15 protein-coding genes are annotated in these 15,750 nt (G+C 62.6%); 9 read left to right on the top strand and 6 right to left on the bottom strand.

Features of this window, described 5'->3' with window-relative positions; genetic code table 11:
• Positions 1 to 13: 13 nt before the first annotated feature.
• Positions 14 to 1,102: a 3-deoxy-7-phosphoheptulonate synthase gene (locus B0E55_RS03135; protein ID WP_003940571.1), complete on the bottom strand. Its 1,089-nt coding sequence runs from the start codon at positions 1,100 to 1,102 to the stop codon at positions 14 to 16.
• Between the two features lie 373 nt (positions 1,103 to 1,475).
• Between B0E55_RS03135 and B0E55_RS03130 the strand changes: the two genes are divergently transcribed.
• The gene (locus B0E55_RS03130; protein WP_241895996.1) at positions 1,476 to 2,525 is read left to right on the top strand and encodes an ABC transporter substrate-binding protein; all 1,050 of its coding nucleotides are present in this window, start codon (positions 1,476 to 1,478) and stop codon (positions 2,523 to 2,525) included.
• A 47-nt stretch (positions 2,526 to 2,572) separates the two neighbouring features.
• Here B0E55_RS03130 and B0E55_RS03125 read toward each other — a convergent pair whose 3' ends face one another.
• From B0E55_RS03125 to B0E55_RS03115, 3 genes are read right to left on the bottom strand one after another with little or no spacing between them, the layout of a single operon-like run.
• The gene (locus tag B0E55_RS03125) at positions 2,573 to 3,673 is read right to left on the bottom strand and encodes a DNA alkylation repair protein (protein ID WP_080909249.1); all 1,101 of its coding nucleotides are present in this window, start codon (positions 3,671 to 3,673) and stop codon (positions 2,573 to 2,575) included.
• The gene (locus B0E55_RS03120) at positions 3,673 to 3,990 is read right to left on the bottom strand and encodes a nuclear transport factor 2 family protein (protein WP_080909079.1); all 318 of its coding nucleotides are present in this window, start codon (positions 3,988 to 3,990) and stop codon (positions 3,673 to 3,675) included. Before B0E55_RS03120 ends, B0E55_RS03125 begins: the two co-directional genes overlap by 1 nt.
• Positions 3,987 to 5,657, bottom strand: a complete 1,671-nt coding sequence (locus B0E55_RS03115; protein ID WP_080909078.1) for a PucR family transcriptional regulator — start codon at positions 5,655 to 5,657, stop codon at positions 3,987 to 3,989. The genes B0E55_RS03120 and B0E55_RS03115 overlap by 4 nt, the downstream gene beginning before the upstream one ends.
• Positions 5,658 to 5,852: 195 nt before the next feature.
• On the opposite strand from B0E55_RS03115, the gene pruA reads away from it, so the two are divergent.
• Both pruA and B0E55_RS03105 read left to right on the top strand, forming a co-directional pair.
• Complete coding sequence (gene pruA, locus B0E55_RS03110; RefSeq protein ID WP_080909077.1) at positions 5,853 to 7,514, top strand: L-glutamate gamma-semialdehyde dehydrogenase; 1,662 nt, start codon at positions 5,853 to 5,855, stop codon at positions 7,512 to 7,514.
• On the top strand, positions 7,514 to 8,479 hold the full coding sequence (locus tag B0E55_RS03105; protein WP_080909076.1) for a proline dehydrogenase family protein: 966 nt from the start codon (positions 7,514 to 7,516) through the stop codon (positions 8,477 to 8,479). The genes pruA and B0E55_RS03105 overlap by 1 nt, the downstream gene beginning before the upstream one ends.
• On the opposite strand, the gene B0E55_RS03100 is transcribed toward B0E55_RS03105, so the two are convergent.
• Both B0E55_RS03100 and B0E55_RS03095 read right to left on the bottom strand, forming a co-directional pair.
• Entirely contained in the window at positions 8,476 to 9,774 is a 1,299-nt protein-coding gene (locus B0E55_RS03100; RefSeq protein WP_080909075.1) for an NtaA/DmoA family FMN-dependent monooxygenase, read from the bottom strand. The two genes, B0E55_RS03105 and B0E55_RS03100, sit on opposite strands and share 4 nt — an antisense overlap.
• A gap of 113 nt (positions 9,775 to 9,887) precedes the next feature.
• Entirely contained in the window at positions 9,888 to 10,433 is a 546-nt protein-coding gene (locus B0E55_RS03095; protein ID WP_080909074.1) for a CGNR zinc finger domain-containing protein, read from the bottom strand.
• Between the two features lie 68 nt (positions 10,434 to 10,501).
• Between B0E55_RS03095 and B0E55_RS03090 the strand changes: the two genes are divergently transcribed.
• From B0E55_RS03090 to B0E55_RS03065, 6 genes are all read left to right on the top strand, one after another.
• On the top strand, positions 10,502 to 11,449 hold the full coding sequence (locus B0E55_RS03090; protein WP_080909073.1) for an EamA family transporter: 948 nt from the start codon (positions 10,502 to 10,504) through the stop codon (positions 11,447 to 11,449).
• Positions 11,450 to 11,494: 45 nt separating this feature from the next.
• Entirely contained in the window at positions 11,495 to 12,451 is a 957-nt protein-coding gene (locus B0E55_RS03085) for an ABC transporter ATP-binding protein (protein WP_069145719.1), read from the top strand.
• Complete coding sequence (locus B0E55_RS03080) at positions 12,451 to 13,245, top strand: ABC transporter permease (protein WP_019745005.1); 795 nt, start codon at positions 12,451 to 12,453, stop codon at positions 13,243 to 13,245. The genes B0E55_RS03085 and B0E55_RS03080 overlap by 1 nt, the downstream gene beginning before the upstream one ends.
• Positions 13,246 to 14,370 (top strand): sensor histidine kinase, encoded by a 1,125-nt coding sequence (locus tag B0E55_RS03075; protein WP_021332163.1) that lies wholly within the window; start codon positions 13,246 to 13,248, stop codon positions 14,368 to 14,370. It abuts the gene before it with no gap.
• Positions 14,367 to 14,996: a response regulator transcription factor gene (locus tag B0E55_RS03070; RefSeq protein WP_019745007.1), complete on the top strand. Its 630-nt coding sequence runs from the start codon at positions 14,367 to 14,369 to the stop codon at positions 14,994 to 14,996. Before B0E55_RS03075 ends, B0E55_RS03070 begins: the two co-directional genes overlap by 4 nt.
• Positions 14,997 to 15,216: 220 nt before the next feature.
• The gene (locus B0E55_RS03065) at positions 15,217 to 15,654 is read left to right on the top strand and encodes a helix-turn-helix domain-containing protein (protein ID WP_019745008.1); all 438 of its coding nucleotides are present in this window, start codon (positions 15,217 to 15,219) and stop codon (positions 15,652 to 15,654) included.
• Positions 15,655 to 15,750 lie beyond the last annotated feature (96 nt).

Raw genomic sequence — 15,750 nt, 5'->3', positions numbered from 1 at the left:
GCGCACGGGGGCGTCAGCCCCTCCGAGCCGCAACGGCCTGCGCCAGACGGTCCAACTGCGCTGCGGTGGTGGACCAGTCGATGCACGCGTCGGTGATCGACTGACCGTAGGTGAGCTCGTCCGCCTTACCCAAGGTCAGGTCCTGACGGCCGGCCTCGATGAAACTCTCCAACATGACGCCGGCGATTCCCTGCTCACCCTCGGTCAGACGTCGGGCAATGTCGTCCAGCACGATGACCTGACGCTCGTGGTCCTTGCTGCTGTTACCGTGGCTCGCGTCGATGACCACGCGCTCGGGCAAGTTCGACTTACGCAGGCGAGCAAGGGTATCCGCGACGGTCTCGGCATCGTAGTTCGGTCCGTCGCTGCCGCCACGAAGAATCACATGGCAGTCCGGGTTGCCCGCGGTCCGAATCAAGGCAGCCTGGCCGTCGAGATCCGTTCCGGGGAACACATGGCTCGCCGCCGCAGCGCGAGTACCGTCGACGGCTACCTGCACATCACCTTCGGTGGAATTCTTGATGCCGACGGGCATGGACAGCGCGCTGCACAGCTGACGGTGAACCTGACTGGCGGCGGTCCGGGCGCCGATTGCACCGTAGCTGACCAGGTCGGCGATGTACTGCGGCATGATCGGATCGAGGAACTCGCAGCCGACAGGCAGGCCCAGACTCGACACGTCGAGAAGCAACTTGCGGCCGATACCGAGCCCGGTGTTGATGTCGAACGTGCCGTCGAGGTGGGGGTCGTTGAGCAGGCCCTTCCAACCCAGCGTGGTGCGCGGCTTTTCGAAGTAGACCCGCATCACGATGTGCAGGTCGTCCCGCAGTTCTTCGGCCTTGGCAGCCAACCGACGGGCGTAGTCCATCGCAGCTTCCGGATCGTGTACCGAGCACGGTCCGACAACGACGATCAAACGGTCGTCGTCACCGTTGAGGATGTTGATCGTGTCGGCACGGCCGGTCCGCACGGTTGCGGCCGCGACCTCGTCCGGAGCGTGCTGAGCACGAACAGTCGCCGGTGACACGAGCGGACTGATACTCACAGTGCGCTGATCGTCGAGGCTGTCCGAAGCTGCGGTGGTGTCGATGGTGACAGTCATGGGGTTTTCGGTTTCCTGTTCTCAGGCCGACCCCAGAGATGAAGAGAAACTCCAGCGAGCCGGTCTGTAGTCCGGCTCTTGGGTGGAGGTTGTCAGCGCGTGGTTACGCCGGCAGGCCCACCCGGGGCCGGCCTGCTAAACCAGAAATAGACGCGCTGCATGACGGCCACGATACCTCGAGTTCGGATCAGATGGGCGCGCCCCTCCACAACAAGCCGAATCCGAGGGGCGAGTCCCGTGGCACGAGTCCGTGAAGAATGGCCAAATCCGCTGAGCGGTTGGCGCTTTCGAGTAAGGCTCCGGCTGCGAAGTTCGAATACGTTGGTTAGGCACCTGCCAATGCCCGGAACATCAGATGGAGCTGCGCCTTCTCATGCCTGTGATCGAATCGACCAAAACCTTCCACCCGACGGTGTCCCCTTCTGCGACCGAAACCCCCTTGCAGTCGACAAAAGATGTGGACGACGAATTCACCCGTCTGATCGATTCCTTGACACGACGCGGGTTCCTGAGCGGTGCGGCGGCGCTCGGTGCACTGGGCGCGCTGTCTGCATGTTCGAGCGAATCCAGCGGCACCGAAGCCTCGGACGAGTGGGTCGACATCGTCGTCGCGGACCAGACCTACCGCCTCCCGCGGGACCCCAAGCGTGTCGTGGTGCTCGAAGCCCGAGGCGCCCTCGATTTTGCACTACTGGCCGAGTACCCGATCGTCGCGACCAATTGGGATCCGAAGTCTCAACTCATGCAGAAGGTACCCGCCGGCGCAGCTCGCCTCGGTGGGACGAACAACGAACCGAACGCCGAATCGATCCTGAGCTACGACCCCGATCTGTTGGTTGTCGGGAAAGGCTGGTGGGATTACTACCAGGACAAGGGCCTGCTCGGCACTGACATCGCCCCGGTGCTCGTCGTTGACGAGGGCACGACGGGCTCGTCCTGGAAACAGGCCATGACCGCGCAGCTCACGGCGCTCGATCGCCGCGAAGTCGCCGAACGCGTCATCGCCCGATACAACGCCGAACTTGCTCGAGCGCGGGCCAAGATCGGTGGTCTCCTCGAAGGCAAGTCGATTGCGATCGCCGGTGCAGACAGCGGTCAGATCTGGCTGCAGAACAACACGTTCGCCGTGTCGGTTGCACAGGACCTCGGCCTGAACGTCTTGACCGACGCCGCCCATGCCGCACCCGATCGGAAGGATTCGACTTTCTACAGCCTCGAGGAGCTCGCGATCTTCGACCAGGCCGACTTCGTACTGCTACAGAACCCCGACGCCGTCGAAGCCGAGTCGCCGACGTGGAAACGAGTCCGCGCTGTCCAGGACGGCCATGTCGGGCATCTGCGATATGACCTCAACAACGGCCTCGCTCTGACTGCGATGGCCCTGGCCGCTGACATCGCCGAGCAGGTACAGGTCATGCGCTGACGTCTGTGCGGGCATTGGATCGGCGCGTGAGTGACCGGTGGGGTCACTCACGCGTCCAAACGGAATACACCTCGCACCTGGCGTACGCCGTTGATCTGCACCTCGACGGCATGTTCGCCGGCGTAGTACTTCCGGGTGCTGATCGGTTTGAAGGAATGCCTCTTCGCGATGCGGGCCGGCACCCCAGGCTCGAGCGTTCGTGTTGTCAGTTTGAAGACCTTCGGCGTCGTGGTCCCGTTGGCCTTCACGTGGTGGACGATGTAATCGATCACGACGGTGACGGACTCGCTGCCGTTGTTCGTGACAGCGAAGTCGAAGGTGAGTTCTCCACCCGCATCGACTATTTCGCGGTCGATGACGAACCCTTCGACCACGACGTCGGTGGGCGGCGAGAACCCCAGAAGAGACAGAGCATCTGGGTCGCCGGCCTTGATCAACGTCCGCAATGCGTGTTTGACGATTTTCAGTGTGTTGGAATCCGGTGTCTGTAACCAACGCTTCGCAGTCGACACGGCGAGCGCTGCGTCAGCACGACTGAGATCGTTGAGATGGTTTGCGACCGAACGTCGTACGTATTCCGAATCATCCTGATACAGCTCGTCGAGAATGGCGATTGTCGACTCGGGACACGCCGTCAATTCTTTCACTCGTCTTCCCCAGGGCAAACGAGTACGAGTGCCTTCGGTCGCCAAGCGCCGGACGTGTTCGTCTTCATGGCCGGTCCAGGTGAGTGCGATCGCCAGCGAACGGTCAAGGTTCGTTTCGAGAAATGTGCGAATTGCGAATTCGGCCGTCAGACGCGACGTCAGCTCGGCAAGGAGAGCCATTCCCTCGTCGAAGTCCGACTCGGAGCCACTTCGTGTCGCCGTGACGGCGACGGCTTCGGTCACCGGCCAGATCATCCAACCAGTGAAGGTCTCCTCTGAAAGCGCACGGCGGATGATCTCGGCGAAGGCCGGAAGATCCTGAGGCAGTTCGGCAGTCATCGCGTCCCGCACAACGCGGGTACGTTCGCCGAGACTCATACCGTCGAATTCGGATGTACTACCCCGAACGAGGGCGAGGCGTGTGTGACCGGAGGCTCGCTCGAGACAGCCTGCCAGATCGGCGACGACGGATTTCCCGAGCAGTTCGTCAGCGGTGGGCATCAGGGGCACACCGTGAGAGCGGAAATCCGATCACCGTCGAGAGTGAAATGGTGATGTAACTGGACGGGGCTTCCGGGAAAATCACCCTCGACCTTCACCGAAACGACAACGGCCGCGCCTGGGGTGTTGACCGACTCGATCTTCTGGGTGAAGGTAAACGCCGTCGACACGGCGGACTTCCACGCCACGATTTCTTCGATCCCGACATACGTCTGGCCGTCGTCACGCACCACGGCGTCTTCGGTGAACACGTCACGGACGTCTCCGCCGTCGAAATACGCGCTCGCTGCGCCTGGCACCTTCGCTGAGTCGATCATTCGCGAAGAGTACTGCTGGGGTCCGACAGGTTCGGCGAACTCACTGCGCGAGCGGACGCCTCCAACTGAATCTCCATCAACAGCCTCGTCGAGGGCTCGGACAGGTCGGTATCTGTTATCTCCTCGACCCTTTTGATCCGATACCTGAGTGTGTTCGGGTGAATGCGAAGCTGCTCGGACGCGCGTCGGACATCGCCCGAGTGCGCGAGGTAAACGGAGACGCTTTCACGCATGTTCGACCCGTTACGCCTGTCGTAGACGTCGAGCGCGTCGATTCTCGGATCGTGCAGTTGCTCGTCGGCCGCAATCGCGTCCATGATTTCGCCCAGCAGCACCGGAGTGCGCGAGTCCGCGAGGGTGGTCACACGAACATCCCCCGACGTTCCGTCCAAGACCCGATCCACTTCGGCGCGAGCCCTAGCCACCTCCGCAAGCGTCGAAACCGGCGACGAGACTGCGGCCCGTAAACCCGAGGGCGACACCTTGTCCAAACGCGCGACAACTTCACGGGTCCACGAGACTGTGGATTTCACGGATTGGGTTCGCGGAAACAGCACATAGATCCGGGCGCCGAATGCACTCACCAGCGATTCACGGTGAAAGGCACTGGCGTGCAGGCGCAACGACGACACGAGCTCACCCGAAGCCGACAACACGCTGCCCCCGACACTCGCCACGCCGATCACCATCGCGGGTCCGGACATCGGGATGGACAACGAGGCCGCCAGAGAAGGAACATCGACGCCGCCGCCGCGAACCCCGAGCAAGCGCTGAACCTGTATCGCCTCGTTACTCGGCGCGTCTCGGATGCGCGAAATCAGCCGAGCTGCAATGGCCGCTGCACCGCGGAGCACTCTGTCGGCATCGCCGGCGATGGGAAGCGGGCCTTCCTGAACCCAGATCGTGCCGAGCAGATCAGAACTGAAACCGCTCTCCCCCTTGACGTTCTCGGAAATTCTGCGAATGGGAACCACCAACCGTCGCCTGATCGCGAGGTCTTCGTGCGCAGGCACCTCCACTACGTCGTCACTTCGCCGCAAGCTTTCGAAGACGCCCCACTCCTGCAGCTTCCGGAGGTATTCCCGAGGTCCTTCACGGCCGAGGATCGATTGCCGGCGGAGCTCGTCCGCAGCATCTCCTGATGCCGAATAGGCCATCACGTGGGAACGCTCGTCCTCGATGCTGACCATCCCCCGGGTGAGTGACGCGACGTTCTGCGCCAGCTCGAACAAGTCTGTGTCACTGCCGAATACACCGTCCTCCGAATCCTGACGAGATACCGAATGATCGAGCACGCCCCGGATCGTGGTGAACAATCGATCCCAACGAGCGTCCGGATGGACTGCCATCAAGGCGATCCCGGCGCGCTGTGCCGCCGCGCGCACCGACGTGTCCGAGGCCTCCTTCGACATGACGGCCCGAGGCGCTGATCCCTTCTGATCGACGCGGTTCAGCCAGGCTGCCAATTCGGCTGCGCCGATACCGACAGCGAGCCAGAGTTCAGAGGATTCGACGTCCGCGGTTCCGGGGCGTGTGAGGTCCCCGACCTCCGCGAACACCACGGAGTCGACGAAGACGTCATCACCTGACGGCGCGAAGACGAGCTCGACAAAGGCTCCGCCCAGCGCCCGAAGGACCGCGTCGAGCCTGACCTCACGGATAGCCACGTACCACCCACTTTCCGGACCGTTCCAACGCCTCAATTTCGAGAATAGTGCATTTTCCTGCGGAAATGGTTCAGCCGATCGAACAAACAGCGTCCGAGAAGTTTGGCCGATCAGCGGATTACTCGCCGACTCCTTTCGGCTTGACTGATGACGACACGACAACTGCCCCACCCATCAGTCTGCCGAAGGATCGTCATGGACGCCGTCACCAATGTCCCCCACCCCTCCAACGAGCCGGTCAACAATTACGGGCCGGGAAGCCCGGAACGATCACGCCTACGCACCAAACTGACCGAACTGGCCGAGGCACCCACCGACATCCGACAGGTCATCGGGGGCGTCCACCGAACTGCGGAGGGCAAGCGGGAGAACGTAGTTCAACCACACCGTCACAGCTCGGTCATCGGATCATTTGCGGGCGCAACGCACTCGGATGTTCGTGATGCCATCGACGCCGCTACACTCGCCGCCCCGGCCTGGCGCGACCTCTCGTTCGACGATCGAGCTGCGGTCTTCCTCCGCGCCGCCGATCTACTCTCCGGCCCGTGGCGCGAAACCATCGCCGCCGCAACAATGCTCGGTCAGTCGAAGACCGCATATCAGGCCGAGATCGATGCCCCGTGCGAACTGATCGATTTCTGGCGTTTCAACGTCGCGTTCGCTCGTCAGATACTCGCCGACCAACCCGTTTCCGCTCCGGGAGTGTGGAATCGCGTCGAATATCGACCACTCGAAGGTTTTGTCTACGCGATCACTCCCTTCAATTTCACCGCCATCGCCGGAAATCTCCCTACCGCACCTGCCCTGATGGGCAACACCGTGATCTGGAAGCCGTCACCGACGCAGGCCGTCGCGGCATACCTCACGATGCAACTACTCGAAGCCGCCGGCCTCCCGCCCGGGGTGATCAATCTTGTTCTCGGCGACGGACCCACGGTGTCCGAAGTCGCGCTGGCCGACCCCCGCCTGGCGGGCATCCACTTCACCGGATCGACCGCAACGTTCCAGCGTTTGTGGCGTGAGGTCGGAGCCAACATCTCGAACTACCGGACGTATCCGCGTCTCGTCGGCGAAACCGGCGGCAAAGATTTTGTACTCGCACACAGTTCAGCAGACCCCGACGTACTCACGACGGCATTGATCCGCGGGGCCTTCGACTATCAGGGACAGAAATGCTCGGCCGCGTCACGGGCATTCGTCCCGAAATCGGTGTGGGCCAAGATGGGCGACACGTTCATCGACACAGTGTCGTCACTGAAGTACGGCGACGTCACCGACCTGACGAACTTCGGCGGCGCCGTCATCGACCAGCGTTCCTTCGACCGCAATGCCGCCGCGATCGACCGAGCCAAGTCGACCGGCAGCCTCACCATCGCAGCAGGCGGCGACTACGACGACCGCGAAGGATTCTTCATCTCGCCGACGGTCCTGCTCGGTGACGACCCCAGTGACGAGGCCTTCAGCACCGAGTACTTCGGCCCCATACTCTCCCTGCACGTCTACGACGACTCCGCACCGAATGCGTACGCCGACATCCTCGCTCGTATCGACAGCGGATCCGCGTACGCCCTGACCGGTGCCGTGATCGCCACCGACCGTGCAGCCGTCGATCAAGCTCACCACGGTCTGCGGTTCGCCGCCGGAAACTTCTACGTCAACGACAAGCCGACGGGCGCGGTAGTCGGACAACAGCCCTTCGGCGGCGCTCGAGCTTCCGGTACCAACGACAAGGCCGGTTCACCGCAGAACCTGCTCCGTTGGGCGTCGACACGCACCGTCAAGGAAACCTTCGTTCCTCCCACCGATCATCGCTACCCCCACCAGGACGTCGATCCAGCCGAGAGCGAGAACCGTTGATGAGTGCCGTCTCGCTGAGCAACCCGCTGCGCCCGGTACTCCTCGCGGCGGCACGCTCGTCGCGGCTGGAGAAGACAGTCTCCGGGATGACCGTGACTCGCAAGCTGGTAGACAGGTTTGTCGCCGGGGACGCGGAACCCGCAGCGGTCTCTGCCGTACGCGACATCCTCACCAGTGGCCGGTTCGTGACGGTCGACTACCTCGGCGAGGACACTACCGATCCAACTCAGGCAACAGCTACCGTCGACGCCTATCTGTCCCTTCTCCGCTCGTACGCAACGCTTTCCGAAGCGGCTGGGACGCAACACACCCTCGAGGTTTCGCTCAAGCTCTCAGCGTTAGGGCAGTCACTTCCCGGTGACGGCGAGAAGATCGCCCTGGCGAACGCTCACCGAATCGTCACAGCGGCAGACGAAGTGGGCGCGTGGGTCACCGTCGATGCGGAGGATCACACCACCACCGACTCGACACTGTCCATCGTCGAAGAGTTGCGCCGCGACTTCCCGACGCTCGGCACGGTCCTGCAGGCGTATCTGCACCGCACCGAGGCCGACTGCCGGCACTTCTCCGGATCAGGTTCACGAATTCGGTTGTGCAAGGGTGCATACAAGGAACCGGCCGACGTTGCGTTCCAAAAGCCCGGCGAAGTCGACGCGTCGTACCTGCGTTGCCTGAAGGTCTTGATGGAAGGTGACGGATACCCGATGGTCGCCTCCCACGATCCCACCATGATCGACGCCGCCCTCGAACTCGCCACATTGACCGAACGGACAGCCGAGGATTTCGAGTTTCAGATGCTCTACGGCATCCGCGACGGCGAACAACGCAGATTGGTAGCCGAAGGCAATCACCTGCGGGTCTACGTTCCCTACGGCAGCCAGTGGTACGGCTACTTCATGCGTCGCCTGGCGGAACGGCCGGCCAACCTCATGTTCTTCATGCGCTCACTCGCCTCCAACAACTAGGTGCTGGAAACCGGTGGCAGCGGTGGCAACTCGAGGTTCTCACGGAAGGTACCCCCGACGTAATCTGTTCCCACGATTCTGCGCTGACGTAGTTCCGGCAGCAGTCCGTTCGTCACGAAATCGCGTGTACGCGGATCGGCAAGGTCACCGAGCGTGATGACGTCGAGTACGCCCGCGTCGTATCGTTCCTCGATCGCGTCCGCGAGCTGTTCCGGGGTGCCCGCCGCTGCCCAGTGGCCGGTGTCCTTGGACGCGATGATCAACTCGCGCAGAGTCTTTCCCTGTGATGCGAGCTTGCCGAAGATCTCGACCCGGCCCCGTCGTCGATTCACCGACGACGGGTCCGGCAACAACGACTCCGGGATCGGCCGGTCGAGCGGCAATTCCGAGAAATCCACGTCACCGCCGAACATGTCGGCAAGCCTCGTGCGTCCGGCGTCGAAGTCCGTCGATTCCTCGGCTTCTCTGACCAATCGTTCGACTTCGGCTTCGGTAGCGCCGTACGTTGCGTGGAACGAGCTGAAAATCAGTGGCAGTTCGTCCCCACGCCCCAACTCTGCCGCCCTGGCGCGGATCGTCTTCGTGTAGGTGACCGCGTCCTCGAAGGTTGCGAGAGAAGTGAATACGACCTCCGCGAAGCGAGCACCCAGTTCGATACCTCCGGCAGATTGGCCTGCCTGGAATTGGACCGGACGACGCTGCGGCAGGGAGGGGATGTTCAGCGGCCCCTGCACGGTGAAGTACTTGCCTCGATGCTCGATGGGGACCACCCTCGACGGATCGAGCACCGCTGAGCCCTCTCCCCGGGTCAGGGCGCCGGGCTTCCAACTGTCGAAGAGCGCGTTGACCACCTCGAGCGATTCAGCCGCTCGGGCGTACCGCTCCTCCGGACTCGGCAGGTCCAGGTCGCTGTAGTTCTCTTCTCCGAGTGAGGAAGTGACGGCATTCCATGCGGCTCGACCATTGCTGACGTGGTCCAGGGTGCCGAACAACCGTGCCAGGTTGAAAGGGTGATGAAATGTTGTCGTGACGGTGGCGATCAGCCCCACATGGGTGGTGACCGCACTCAGCGCGGCAAGGAAGATCAACGGCTCCTGCGCGCCGATCGCGCCCTGCGCGCCGAAACTCAGCAGGTCGGCGGCAAACAGTCCGTCGATCTTGTTCGCCTCGGCCGTCTTTGCGACGTCGATCGCGGACGCGACCGTCGAAGTCGTCGGATCGATCGCGGCGTCGTAGATACTCACCGCCCCACTGACACCGGTCACCGTCTTGAGTGGACGCCTACGATCGGCCACCGACCATCCTCCTGGCTTCGCGAAATCTGTTCCGAATTCACAACGCTAGACCGATCCTGGCTCCCGACAAGGTATTCACTCAGCCTGGTTCTATCCCTCCGAACGCCGCTTGGTCACGCCCCGGATTTACGGGCACGATAGGCTGCGACGTGCGCCCTGTTCCCACAGTTTCCGGTGTCGCAGTATCGCTTCGAACGATTGCGCGACAAATCCACGAAGACCGCTTCGCAGTCCGGGGCCTCGCACCATCGCAACCTCGAGAATTCGTCGGTTCGGATCAGATCGAGCACACCCATCGCCGCTTCTGCGGCCATCCGGTCCACCAGTGGCGAATCGTCAGCGGTGACGTGCAGATGCCAGCCGAGGTCGTCGTGCCTGGTGAGCCGCGGCCTCGCGCCCGATTCGAGTAGCAGTGCGTTCACCACCTCGACGGCGTCGTCCACTCCCGCGGCTTCCCAGAACTTGCGCAGTCGTGGACGCAGCGCACGAACCGCCGTCAATTCCTCCCGCGTGCCGTCCCGCCTGCCGGTCCAATGATCCGCGTCGAGAAACCGTGTCAGCTCCTCTTGATCCGGAAGCAGTTCAGCCCCGCCGCGGGCCGTGTTGACCAACGACGCGGCGAAGACGAGCGCCGATTCCGTGTCACCAGCAAAATGCACTTTGACTCCTGAGCTGTATCAACCTAATGTCAGCATCGTAATCGCTTTTACTCCTGACGGGTGACGACGTGAACTCTCGCAACGGCTTGATCTTCGCTCTGCTGTCCGCGGCAACGTTCGGCGTCTCGGGCCCGTTCGCGAAGTCTCTCATCGAATCGGGGTGGTCCCCCGGCGGCGCAGTGTTCGCGCGCGTTGCCGGCGGCGCACTGGTGATGATGGTGATCGCCGTAGCCACCCAATGGCCTCGCCTACGACAGGTGAGCGCCCACACGCGAACGGTACTGCTGTACGGGGTGTTCGCGATCTCGGGCGTTCAACTGTGCTTCTTCAATGCCGTGCAACATCTTTCGGTCGGCGTCGCATTGCTTCTCGAGTACCTTGCACCGATCATCGTCATCGGATGGGTGTGGATAACCAAGGGCGCGCGTCCGAGCGTGCAGACGCTTCTCGGTGCGGCGGTTGCCATGATCGGCGCCGCCGTGGTGATCGACGTCTTCGGATCGGCAGAGATCAGTGCCGTCGGAGTCGCCTGGGGACTGGCCGCCGCGGCATGCCTTGCAGTCTATTTCGTCATTTCCGAACGTGCGGACGGTGATCTCCATCCTGCTGTGCTCGCGGCATCGGGGCTCACGGTCAGTGCAGTGGTCATCGGCGCGCTCGGACTCGTCGGCGTCCTCCCACTCCAGTTCTCGGCCTCGAACGCCGTCGTGGCAGACCATTCGGTGAACGTATGGCTGCCGGTGGTGGTCCTGGTCCTGGTCAGCACTGTCATTGCCTATCTCACCGGCATCGCCGCAATCACGCTGCTGGGGCCGACAATCGGATCTCTCGTAGCGCTGACCGAAGTGCTGTGCGCGGTCCTCGCCGCGTGGATCCTGGTCGGGGAATCCGTCACTGCACTCCAAGCTGTGGGTGGCGCAGCAATCATCGCGGGGTTGGTCCTCGCGCGCCTCGGCCAGGTTGCACCGAAACAGATACCGGCCGACCCGATGACAAATGTCATGGCAGAAGAATGACGGACGGACGAGGGATCACGACCTCGAAGCGAGCAGATTCTATGTATGACCTCAGCACAGGCACGGCATTCACCACAGGCACTGCACACACTCAGTGAAGGATCGGCACACGACGCCGTCCGGTTGACCGGACTTCGCAAGAGTTTCGGAACCGTCGACGCCGTCAAGGGTATCGACCTGAGCATCCGCCCCGGCGAGATCGTCGCGTTCCTCGGCCCGAACGGCGCAGGCAAGACGACAACCATCGACATGATCCTCGGCCTGTCCCGGCCGACCTCGGGCGACGTGAGCGTCTTCGGAATGTCACCCCGATCGGCGATCGCCCGCGGACTCGTCTCCGCAGTCATGCAGACCGGCGGACTACTGAAAGAGCTGACGGTTGCCGAGACGGTGCAGCTGACCGCCAGCCTGTACGCCCAATCCCGTCCGGTCGACGAAGTGCTGGGGAGAGCCGGAATCCTCGACATCTCCGATCGCCTGGTCAGCAAATGCTCAGGCGGACAACAACAGCGGTTGCGATTTGCGATGGCGTTGCTGTCGAACCCGCAATTGCTCATTCTCGACGAGCCCACCACCGGCATGGACGTCGAAGGGCGTCGGGACTTTTGGTCCGCCATCCGCGCCGACGCAGATCACGGTCGCACTGTGCTTTTTGCGACGCACTACCTCGAAGAGGCCGATGTCTACGCCGACCGCATCATCCTGGTCAGGCAAGGCACCGTGGTCGCAGACGGGACCACCGCCGAGGTCAAGGCGATGGCGTCCGGACGCACCCTGCGCGCGACTGTTCCAGGCATCACCGACGAACTCCTGCGAGCCATACCGAACTCCGACGCCGTCGAGGTGCGCGGTGAGTCACTGCTCGTGCACTCGGGTGACACCGATGCCGTTGCACGGTTCCTGTTGACCAATACCCAGGCTCGCGATCTCGAAATCGTCTCGCGTGGCCTCGAAGACGCATTCATCGCACTCACGTCGAACAACTCCGAAGGACAGAAGTGATGACCACTGCAACCGAAGCGAACACCTACGGAGCCGAGCGAACCGTCGTACCTCTCGGCGGATTCAACACGACGCTACTGCGATTGGAATTTCGTCGCCTGACTCGCAATCGGCGCACGATGATCTTCACGCTCGTCATGCCGGTTGTCTTCTTCCTCGTCTTCGGGCTCGGTCAAGGCGACGACGATCACGGGATCGGGCACGGCAATGTCGCCGCGTACATCATGATCAGCATGGCCCTGTACGGCGCGATGCTTGCAACTACCAGTGGCGGAGCGATGGTCTCGATCGAGCGAGCGTCGGGATGGAGCCGTCAACTTCGGCTGACTCCCCTGACCCCGGTCGCCTACATCGCCGTCAAACTGATCATGGCGATGCTGCTCGGTCTCGTCTCGATCCTTGTCGTCTACGTCGTCGGCGCGTTCACCTCGGCGCAGATGGACGGATCACTCTGGTTCACAACGGCATTGATCGCCTGGTTGGGATCGTCGATCTTCGCGGCCTTCGGCCTGTTCATGGGGTATCTACTCCCCAGTGAGAACGTCATGCAGTTGCTCGGACCGGGACTGGCTCTGCTCGCCTTCGGCGGCGGACTCTTCGTGCCGCTCACCGACGGTTCCGTATGGGCGACCATCGCACAGTTCACCCCGATGTTCGGCATCAACGCCCTCGCCCACGCACCGTTGACGGGCAATAGCATTCACTGGACCTGGATCGTCAATATCCTGGTGTGGTTCGCCATCTTCGCCGGCGGAGCGATCTGGCGGTTCCAACGAGATACGGAGCGTGTGTAGTTGTCGCAAACGACTGACCGAGAAGATTCCGTCGCGCTCCCGCGGCGGAATCGTTTCGGCGTTCTCTTCGCGGCGGTCTGGATGGTATTTCTCGGCGGGCCGCTGATCGAGGGATGGAATCTGCGCGACGAACTGCGCGGCTGGACAGGGATTCTCGCGACGGTCGCCTTCGGTGCGCTCTATCTCTACACGTTCGCCACAACGCAGCAGCGGCGTCGAATGACAATGACTCGGCCGACGATTCGCGAAGCTGCACTGGCTTTGGCCGCCTTGACCGCGTTGGCCGCCGTGATGATCGTCAGCGTCGGGCCGACTGGTTTGGCAGCCGCACCGTATCTCGCGGTGACAGCGGTGACGCTGCTGCCGACCGTCGCGGGCGGCATTCTCGCCTTGGTGTTCGCGGCCTCCGTGGAGATAGTCAGCCTCTCGTCCGGGTGGGGGAACTACTCCGGACTCTCGCTCGGAGTCTGCGCGGCCGCATTCGCGACCTGGGGCATCATGTCCCTGATCAGCCGCAACTTCGCCATGCTCCATGAACGCGAAGAGCAGGAGCAGCGGGCAATCATGGAGGAGCGAACGAGGATGGCGCGCGATCTGCACGACATCCTCGGGCACTCGCTGACCGTCATCACGATCAAAGCCGAACTGGCCAATCGCCTACTCGATGTCGATATCGAACGTGCGCGCAACGAACTCGACGACCTCGAAAGACTTTCGCGTGACGCGTTGGCAGACGTGCGTTCAGCCGTCGAAGGATTTCGTGGGATTTCTCTTCCCGTCGAGATAGCCCGAGCACGAGAGGCATTGCGTGCGGCTGGTATCGAGGACGAGGTGCCGAGCAGTACCGACATGGTTCCCACGCGTCTTCGCGAACTCTTTGCATGGACGATCCGTGAGGGCGTCACCAACGTCGTTCGACACAGCGGTGCGACCCACTGCCGGATCACGGTCGACGAAAATAGTGCGTCGGTCGTCGACGACGGGCAAGGGGCCGGGTCGACGTCTTCCGGCAACGGTCTGATCGGATTACGCGAGCGCGCCGGAGCGTCGGGCGCACGAGTGATCATCACTCATCCCCAGCCGCAGGGGTTTGCACTTCAGGTAGTCGAACAGGAGACAGAGTGAACAGCCAGGGCGATCGAGCAACCATACGGCTGCTCTTGGCGGACGACCAGGCGCTCGTGCGAGGAGCGTTGGCCGCACTACTCGATCTGGAATCCGACCTCTCCGTGGTGGCCGAGGTCGGTCGCGGCGACGAGGTTGTGGCCGCTGTTCTCGAACACCGCCCAGATGTCGCGCTTCTGGACGTCGAGATGCCCGGCATGGACGGAATCGCCGCGACGGCGGCCCTTCGCGAGGCAGCACCCGACACCCGAGTCCTGATCGTCACCACGTTCGGACGTCCCGGATTTCTTCGCAAAGCCCTGCACGCCGGGGCCGGCGGGTTCGTCGTCAAGGACACACCCGCCAGGCAGTTGGCCGACGCAGTCAGGCGTGTCCACGCCGGACTGCGCGTCGTCGATCCCACCCTTGCGGCCGACAGCCTCGTCAGCGGCGAGTCGCCCCTGACGGAGCGTGAGACCCAAGTACTGCGCGCCGCTCATGACGGCGCACCCGTGGCAGCCATCGCAGGGGCGCTCTTCTTGTCCGCAGGGACGGTTCGAAATCATCTGTCATCCGCAATGGGTAAGACGGGTGCGTCGACGCGCGCGGAAGCCGTCAGAATCGCCGAGTCGAACGGCTGGCTCTGATCCGCGTGGCCGGAATCCACTTCCCCGGCAAATAGTTCGCCGTTCGATTCTTGACGGCGATTTGTCCAGATCACTCAAAGTAGGGACCTTCTACCCTGGGGATTTTCCCTGCAAACAACCCCCTCCGCGAGAATCCAAAACAGCTAATCGTTCGATAACTGGCTATGATGCAGTTAATTGAATCGACGGAGCCTGTGCGTAACGGGGGAAGGGACGTCTCATGTCGAACCAGTTCAACGATCGCTTGAACTCGCTGTTCGAGACTGCCGACTTTCACGTCACCAACGCGATGGTCGTTCGCGGCATGACCGAGTTCGGCTGCCGCATCTCGACGCCGTACCTGTCCCAACTGCGCACCGGCGTCCGAACCAACCCGTCACCCGAAGTGGTTGCCGCCCTCGCCCACTTCTTCAACGTCCATCCGGACTACTTCTACGCCCCGTCCGATCAAACTCCGCCCGCGATCTCGGGCGGCGAGGCGGACCTCTCTCTCCTCGAACAGCTGCACAACGTGCGCCTGCGAAACCTCACCTCTCGCGTCGTCGATCTATCGCCGTCTTCGCAGGATCTGCTTGTCGAAATGGCGGAGAATCTACGTTCCTCCGAGAATCTTCCGCGCGTACCACCGGACTCGAATTCCTACATGTCACGCGCGTAGCGCCCTTCGCCGACTCTCCTTGACTGCTCAGGGAGGGTTGGCCTTATGCTGGTCGATGCAGCTGGTTCGCCCGGCGCGGTCATGAGGAGCCCCGAA

The sequence above is a fragment of the Rhodococcus sp. 66b genome, assembly GCF_002076325.1.
GTDB classification, from domain to species: Bacteria; Actinomycetota; Actinomycetes; order Mycobacteriales; family Mycobacteriaceae; genus Rhodococcus_F; species Rhodococcus_F erythropolis.
This window is presented reverse-complemented; position numbering and strand designations above follow the sequence as displayed.